This is a genomic window from Streptomyces sp. NPDC047072 (assembly GCF_040643855.1).
GTDB lineage: Bacteria > Actinomycetota > Actinomycetes > Streptomycetales > Streptomycetaceae > Streptomyces.
On sequence record NZ_JBEYVC010000302.1, the window covers coordinates 1 to 6,936 of the forward strand.

Here is a 6,936-nt window from a genome sequence, read left to right on the forward strand (position 1 = left end):
TTGGGTCGTAGACGGCGTAGAGACAGGTCGCGAGGTAGGTGTCGCCGAGTCGCTGGGCGAGGTCGTCGAGGTTGCGCAGCAGCTGGGCGCCCCGCCCCGGTCGCCGGGGCCGATGGGGTCCTCGGTGAGGAACAGCGCGGCCTCGGCGTCCACGAAGGCGGCCGCGCTGCGGTGACTCACCGCGACACCCTTGGGCTTCCCGGTGGATCCGGAGGTGAAGATGATCCACGCGTCGTGCTCGACGCCGGGCCGGCCGGCGGGGACCTCGCTGCGGCCGGTGACGGTCAGCTCGTGCCCGGCGCCGACGACCGCCCGGACCTCCGCCTCCCCGAACACCAGCTCGGCCCGCTCGTCCGGGTCCTCGGCGTCCACCGGGACGTAGGCGGCACCGGCGGCGAGCACGGCGAGGATCGCGACGTACAGGTCGTTGGTGCCGGACGGCACCCGGACGCCCACCCGGTCGCCGAGCCCGACCCCGGCCGCGGCGAGCTTCACCCGCAGCCGCTCCACCTCGGCGGCCAGCCCGCGGTAGGTGAGCCGGGTGGTTCCGTCGTCGAGGGCGAGCTCGTCGGGGCAGGAGCGCACGGACGCGTCGAAGACGTCCACGAGGGTGCGCGGGGAGGCCGCCTGGCCCCCGGAGAAACGGGCGGTGTCGCCGAACTGTTCACGGATCTCTGCGCTGAGCTCTTCGTTGAGCAGGCCGAGAGCTTCGCTCTCGTGTATGGCTGCCATCGGTCCTCGCGTCTCGATCCCGGAAGCCTCCGGGGCGCTGGCGGGCCCGCAGGTCTGCCTGGGGTTGTCCGGCTCCAGCTCGTAACAAGCCGGAAATTTTAGTACGACGCTAGGTTCGCGCCGTCGGAACGGCGACCCGGGAAGGCCGTGCGGGGGACGTGGCGGGCCGGTCGCACGCCGCTGACCTGGTGATCTTTACAGCGAGCGAGAGATGCCCCACATACAGCGAACAAGGGGTCGTATACGACGAATCCCCCCGGCCGCCTGAGCGGCCGAGGGGATTCGGCTGGTGTCCGAGGGGGGACTTGAACCCCCACGCCCGATAAAGGGCACTAGCACCTCAAGCTAGCGCGTCTGCCATTCCGCCACCCGGACAAGGTGTCTGTCGTGCGGGGTTTCCCTCGCGGCGACGAAGGAAACATTACCAGGCTTTCGAGGGGCCCCGATCACCCCCCGTCCCCGCCCGGGGGCCCGCGTGAACGGCGTGTGACGGACCGGGCCCGGTCTTGGGACCGACCCGGCCGCGGGGAGAGGATGAGGAGAACGACCAGCAGCGACAGCGGGAGGAAGCACCGTGACCGAGACGGACACGACCAGGACCGTCACCGGCGAGGACGAGGTCGTGGACCTCTGCCGCGAGCTGATCCGGTTCGACACCAGCAACTACGGCGACCACTCCGGCCCGGGCGAGCGCAAGTCCGCCGAGTGGGTCGCGGAGAAGCTCGCCGAGGTGGGCCTCGAACCGCAGATCTTCGAGTCCCACCCGGGCCGCGCCTCCACGGTGGCCCGGATCGCCGGCGAGGACTCCTCCCGGCCGGCCCTGCTGATCCACGGCCACCTCGACGTCGTACCCGCCAACGCGCAGGACTGGACCCACCACCCCTTCTCGGGCGAGATCGCGGACGGCTGCGTGTGGGGCCGGGGCGCCGTCGACATGAAGGACATGGACGCGATGACCCTCGCGGTCGTCCGCGACCGGCTGCGCAGCGGGCGCAGGCCCCCGCGGGACATCGTCCTCGCGTTCCTCGCCGACGAGGAGGCGGGCGGCACGTACGGCGCCCGGTACCTCGTCGACCACCACCCGGAGCTCTTCGAGGGCGTCACCGAGGCGATCAGCGAGGTCGGCGGCTTCTCCTTCACCGTGAACGAACAGCGCCGGCTCTATCTGATCCAGACGGCCGAGAAGGGCATCCACTGGATGAAGCTGACCGTGGCCGGCACCGCCGGGCACGGCTCGATGATCCACCGGGACAACGCCATCACCGAGCTGTCGGAGGCCGTCGCCCGGCTCGGGCGCCACAAGTTCCCGGTGCGGGTCACCAAGACCACCCGGGCCTTCCTCGACGAACTCGGGGACGCGCTCGGCACCGAACTGGACCCGGAGAACATGGAGGGCACCCTCGCCAAGCTCGGCGGGATCGCCAAGCTCATCGGCGCGACCCTCAGCAACACCGCCAACCCGACCCAGCTCGGCGCCGGCTACAAGGTCAACGTCATCCCGGGCGAGGCCACCGCGCACGTCGACGGGCGCTTCCTGCCCGGCTTCGAGGAGGAGTTCCTCGCGGACGTCGACAAGATCCTCGGCCCCAAGGTGCGGCGTGAGGACGTGCACGCCGACAAGGCCGTCGAGACCGCCTTCGAGGGGACGATCGTGGACGCCATGCAGTCCGCGCTGGTCGCCGAGGACCCGGCCGCCAAGGCGATCCCGTACATGCTCTCCGGCGGCACCGACGCCAAGTCCTTCGACGACCTCGGCATCCGCGGCTTCGGCTTCGCGCCGCTGAAGCTTCCGCCGGAGCTGGACTTCGCCGGGATGTTCCACGGTGTGGACGAGCGGGTGCCGGTCGACGGGCTGAAGTTCGGGGTGCGGGTGCTCGACCGTTTCATCGACGCGAGTTGACGCCTCCGATTGACCTGGTTATTCGGCCGCGCGTACGAGATCGACTGGGACGGGTGAATGCGCTCATAAGCTCGTAGCTCTAGTACTCCCTCCTCGTTACAGGTGATGCGATCCGCTACTTGGGATCGCATTGCCAACGAGGAGGAATAATGATCAAGAAGGTCGTCGCCGCCGCGGCTGCCACTGGTGGCCTGGTTCTCGCGGGTGCGGGCCTTGCCGTCGCCGACGCGGGTGCGCAGGGTGCCGCCGTGGGCTCCCCGGGCGTCCTGTCCGGCAACGTCGTCCAGGTGCCCGTTCACATCCCGGTGAACGTCTGCGGCAACACGGTCTCCGTGATCGGCGTGCTGAACCCCGCCTTCGGCAACACCTGCATCAACAAGTGACGCTGCCTTTCTGAGGTTCGTCCACACCGTTCGGTCCCGGAACGCGCTTCCCGCGCTCCGGGGCCGACCGGTCTTTTCTTTTCGGATTCACAGGGGGAAGGCAGGTATTCAGGAATGCGACAGGGCACGCGCAAAAGCCTGATGACGGTGGCGGCCGCGACGGGGGTGATCGCGGCGGCCGGCGGTACGGCCCACGCGTCCTCGGGCGCGAGCGGAACGGCCACGAACTCGCCCGGCGTGCTGTCGGGCAACACGGTCCAGGCGCCGGTGCACGCGCCGGTCAACGTCTGCGGCAACACGGTGAACGCGGTGGGCCTCCTCAACCCGGCGGCAGGCAACAGCTGCACGAACCACTCCGGCGGGGGGAAGGGGACGCCGGGAGGGTACGGCGACTCGGGCGGTCACGGCGGGTCCGGCGGGTATGGGGGCTCGGGCGGATACGGCGGTTCTGGCGGCCACGGTGGGGCTGGTGGGTCCGGAGGGCACGGCGGTTCCGGCGGGCACGGGGGCTCAGGGGGACATGGGGGCTCAGGGGGCTCGCACGCCGGTGGGTACGCCGGGGGTTCGGGTGGGGTCGGCTCCGGTAACCACGTCGAGGTGCCGATCGACGCCCCGGTGAACGTCTGCGGCAACAGCGTCGACCTCATCGGGATCGGCAACGCCGCCACGGGCAACGACTGCGGCAACGGCTCCGGCGGCGGACAGCACGGCTCGCCCCATCAGCCGGGGCACCCGGGCCATCCCGGACACCCGGGCCACCCTGGTCATCCCGGCAACCCGAACCAGCCGGGCAACCCGAGCCACCCAGGTCACCCGAACCACCCGGGCAACCCCGGGACCCCCGGTAACCCGGACAACCCTGGTAACCCCGGCACCCCCGGCCACCCGGCGGCGCCCGGCGCAGGCGGACAGACCCCCGGCGGTGGCTCCTCGCACGCCAACCACCCCGGCGCCCTGTCGGTCGTGCAGCCGCAGGCCGCCGCGCAGCTCGCGCACACCGGCAGCGACCTGCCCCTCGGGCTGACGCTCCCGGTCGGCGCCGGCGCGCTGCTCGCGGGCGCGGTGCTCTACCGCAAGGCGCGGGCCTCGGCCTGACCGGCACCGTGTACGACGGAGAGGGCCCTGCCACGGCGGGGCCCTCTCCGTTCCGCCCGCTTCACCACGTGGCACGAACCTGGCGGATGATCCGCCGGCGCAACCGCACTCTGCGGCTGCCGTCACGCAGCAGGCTCAGTCGGTCCAACTCCCAGTGTCCGTACTCGGCATGGTCCGTCAGCAGACGTGTGGCGTCCTTGCGGGAGACCCCCCGCGGTACGTACACGTCGACAAATTCGTATTCCGGCATCGCATCTATTGTGCGGGCCGGGGCCCGGTACGGATAGCGTCTGCACTATGTCTGATGCTGTGCAGCCCACCGCTGCCGAGGTACGCGCCGCCGCCGAGGCGGTCAAGACCGCGCTCGACCGCCACCTGGCCGCGGTCGAACGCAGGTCGGGTGAGGACGACCCGGCCGTCTACGAGGCGTTCAACCAACTGGCCGCGGCCGCCGAGGTCTACGACGAGCTGCTCTACGACCGGTACGACGAGGTCACCCCCTTCGAGATCCCCGGTGCGGAGGACGCTCCGCCGTACACGGGCCCCGAGGAGCCGAACGCGCTGAGCGTGCTGATCCGCCGCGACTACGCCGTGGTGGAGCCGCAGCGGCTGCTGGCGCAGGCCCAGCGGGTGGAACTGGCGGACGGCGACGCGGGCACGGACGCGTCCGAGACGGTGCACGGGGCGCTGGGTGTGCTCTTCGGGGAGTTCGAGCCCGACGAGATCGCCTCCCGGCACAAGGAGTTCGGTCTGGAGGAGGGCGACTCCACGCTGTGGGTGACCGCGGCGGACGAGACGGCGGAGCCGGGGGAGTGGCTGGAGACGCCGTTCGACCAGGTCGAGGCGGACCGGGTGGTGTGCCGGTTCGACGTCAGCGCGGTGTTCGACGACGCGGATGATGTCGATCTGGACGATGAGTTCGACGAGCTGGAACCGTTGGACGCGGACCGGCACTGAGGTTTTCTGACGGCGGCCCCGGGGTTTTCCTCCGGGGCCGCCGTCGTGTTGCGGGCTGCGGGTCCGTCGTGGCTGGTCGCGCAGTTCCCCGCGCCCCTTAGGTGGGTCAGCTGGGCGTCGGTGTCTTCAGGAGGGTCTGCAGGCGGGTCGTGCGGGGCTTCGGGGGGATGTCGGCCACCGCTTGTGCCAGGGCCTGGTCCGCGCCGTGGACCACCGACAGGTGGCGGGCCGCTCGGCCGAAGGCCGTGTAGACCCACGCGCGGGTGAGGGCCTGCGTCGCGTCGCCGGGGAGGACCACCACGGCCGCCGGCCACTGGCTGCCGACCGCCTGGTGCGCCGTGATGGCCCAGCCGTGGCGTACGGACTGCTCGACCCGGTCCTTCGGTACGACGACCGGCGTGCCGGCGCAGTCGAGGTGCAGACCGTCCGTGTCGGCCTTCACCACCTGGGCCGGGAGGGTACGGCCCGATGTGGGGGAGTAGGCGACGCGGTCGCCGGGGTCGAAGCCGCCGAAGCGGCCGGGGCCGGGGTTGAGGCGTTCCTTCAGGGCCGCGTTGAGGGCGCGGGTACCGGCCGCGCCGCCGTGGCCCGGGGTGATCACCTGGGTGCGGTCGGCCGGGACGCCGAGCGCGCGCGGCACCGAGTCCGCGACCAGCTGCACGGTCCGGTGCACGGCCTCGCCCGCGTCCCGCACCGGCACGATCACGACCTCCTTGCCGGGGGCCTCGACCTGGTTCAGCTCGCCGATGCCGATGCCGGAGACCAGTTCGCCGATCGGGCCACGGTCCGGTCGCCGGGAGGCGATCTGCGGGCAGATCCGCGCGGCCAGCAGATCCGCGAACACCCGCCCCGGCCCCGCCGACCACAACACCCCCGGATCCCCGGCCAGCACCAGCCGGGCCCCGTCCGGCAACGACTCCGTGAGCAGCGCCGCCGTCTCCACGTCCAGCTGCGGGGCGTCGAGGACGACGAGCAGATCGAGGTCCAACGCTCCTTCGCCGTCCCGGCCGGGCCCCTCGACACCGGCGAGAAGCCCGGCGACGGTGGCGACGGGAAGGACGGGGCCTTCAGAGCGCTCGGGGGTACCGGAGCCTTGAGGACGGCCGGAGGTGGCGGAGCCTTCGGGGTGGTCCGGGCTGTCGGAGCTGTCGGAGCTGTCGGAGCTGTCGGGGCTTTCGGGGCGGTCGGAGACGGCGGACGCGATCGTGGCCGCCGCCCCCTCGCCGTCCTGCCCGTCGGCCCCCGCCGGCAGCCTGCCGAACGCGTCCCGGCCCAGGGGACTGTGCGCGGCCGCCCACGCCCGCAGGCCCAGCTCCCGCGCGGCCCGCAGCAGTCCCGCCGGCTCCGCCAGGGACGCCGTGCCGCCGGTGTGCAGGACCAGGCCGTGGGTGGCGGCCGCGCGGATCAGCTCGGCGGCGGAGCCCTGTGCCGCGGCGGCGGCCCGCTCCCAGTCGGCGGCCGAACCGTCCTCCTTCGGTACGGAGTTGATCAGCCGGGCGAGTCCGTCGGCGAGGCTCTCCTCCGCGAGGGCGTACCGCTCCAGACCGACCAGGATCCGGACCGGCCGCTCCTCCTCGTCGTCCTCGGGCTCGGGCGCGGTCGGGTCGAGGAGATCCTCGAAGACCAGCGCCTCACCTTCCGCGAGGGTGTTCTGTACGGCGGTGTCGGCGTCCGGCACGCCCTGGCGGCCCAGCGCGGCGGTGAGCGCGGGCAGTTCGAGGGCCGTGTGCCCGGCCAGCGCGGCCCGCGTGCCGTGCCTCGGCGGCGACGATCTTCCGGCCGTCGGGCGAGCTGATCAGATGTATGCGGCTCACTGAAGAGGAAAGGGTTCGGCAGCGGGGGGCGACACGGCGTGGGGCGGGACCACCG

General features: G+C 72.2%; 7 protein-coding genes and 1 tRNA gene. 4 read left to right on the plus strand and 4 right to left on the minus strand.

What is annotated here, in order from left to right:
- The coding region (locus ABZ896_RS51460; protein ID WP_360946048.1) for an AMP-binding protein at window positions 1-732 on the minus strand (732 nt) is incomplete at its 3' end.
- A 287-nt stretch (window positions 733-1,019) separates the two neighbouring features.
- A tRNA-Leu gene (locus ABZ896_RS51465) sits at window positions 1,020-1,107 on the minus strand.
- Window positions 1,108-1,306: 199 nt separating this feature from the next.
- Here ABZ896_RS51465 and ABZ896_RS51470 point away from each other — a divergent pair.
- The 3 genes from ABZ896_RS51470 (at window position 1,307) to ABZ896_RS51480 (ending at window position 4,110) form a co-directional block, all read left to right on the plus strand.
- Window positions 1,307-2,632 (plus strand): M20/M25/M40 family metallo-hydrolase, encoded by a 1,326-nt coding sequence (locus tag ABZ896_RS51470; protein WP_360946051.1) that lies wholly within the window; start codon window positions 1,307-1,309, stop codon window positions 2,630-2,632.
- Between the two features lie 149 nt (window positions 2,633-2,781).
- Window positions 2,782-3,015 (plus strand): chaplin ChpH, encoded by a 234-nt coding sequence (gene chpH, locus ABZ896_RS51475; protein ID WP_164428206.1) that lies wholly within the window; start codon window positions 2,782-2,784, stop codon window positions 3,013-3,015.
- Window positions 3,016-3,129: 114 nt separating this feature from the next.
- Entirely contained in the window at window positions 3,130-4,110 is a 981-nt protein-coding gene (locus ABZ896_RS51480; protein WP_360946054.1) for a chaplin family protein, read from the plus strand.
- A 61-nt stretch (window positions 4,111-4,171) separates the two neighbouring features.
- On the opposite strand, the gene ABZ896_RS51485 is transcribed toward ABZ896_RS51480, so the two are convergent.
- Window positions 4,172-4,360, minus strand: coding sequence for a DUF5703 family protein (locus tag ABZ896_RS51485; RefSeq protein ID WP_005485166.1), 189 nt, complete (start codon window positions 4,358-4,360; stop codon window positions 4,172-4,174).
- Between the two features lie 47 nt (window positions 4,361-4,407).
- Between ABZ896_RS51485 and ABZ896_RS51490 the strand changes: the two genes are divergently transcribed.
- The gene (locus tag ABZ896_RS51490) at window positions 4,408-5,067 is read left to right on the plus strand and encodes a hypothetical protein (RefSeq protein ID WP_360946057.1); all 660 of its coding nucleotides are present in this window, start codon (window positions 4,408-4,410) and stop codon (window positions 5,065-5,067) included.
- A 106-nt stretch (window positions 5,068-5,173) separates the two neighbouring features.
- Here ABZ896_RS51490 and ABZ896_RS51495 read toward each other — a convergent pair whose 3' ends face one another.
- Window positions 5,174-6,745 carry an ATP-dependent RecD-like DNA helicase gene (locus ABZ896_RS51495; RefSeq protein WP_360946060.1) on the minus strand — a complete coding sequence of 524 codons (1,572 nt, stop codon included), beginning with the start codon at window positions 6,743-6,745 and terminating at the stop codon, window positions 5,174-5,176.
- Between the last annotated feature and the right edge of the window lie 191 nt (window positions 6,746-6,936).